This is a genomic window from Streptomyces sp. ADMS, from assembly GCF_033441795.1.
Lineage (GTDB): Bacteria > Actinomycetota > Actinomycetes > Streptomycetales > Streptomycetaceae > Streptomyces.
The window spans coordinates 1-390 of sequence record NZ_JAVFVX010000468.1; the positions used below are offsets into that span (position 1 = coordinate 1).

The following is a 390-nucleotide window of genomic DNA, read 5'->3' on the forward strand; positions in this document are numbered from 1 at the left end:
GAGTTCGTCGGCGTAGTGCCAGCCTTCGGAGTTGCGGATCTCGCGGGCTCGTTCCTCGTAGAGCTCCCGCGACCCGGGCATGGAGCCCTCCATGAGCGCGAGGACCTGATCCCACTCGTGGCGGATCTCGTCCGCCCGCGCCAGTACGGAGTCGATGCCCCGCAGGCGCAGCAGGTCGGCGCTGATCGCGCTGTCAAGGTAGTCGGCCGGTTGTGCGGTTGCCCGTACACCGGCGAGGACTTCGGGGCCGTGGGTCAGAAAGGTCTCGACGTGCTCCCAGGCGGCGGCGTCCCGGGTCACCTTGCCGTCGGCGTACCCGGTTTCGTCGACGGGCCAGCCGTCTTCGTCGCAGTACGAGTCCGAGACGGCATCCCATCGGTCTGACGCCTG

1 pseudogene is annotated in these 390 nt (G+C 68.7%); it reads right to left on the minus strand.

Annotation, left to right across the window (positions count from 1 at the left end):
• Positions 1 to 390, minus strand: a pseudogene (locus tag RB628_RS41590) (hypothetical protein); the annotation flags it as partial.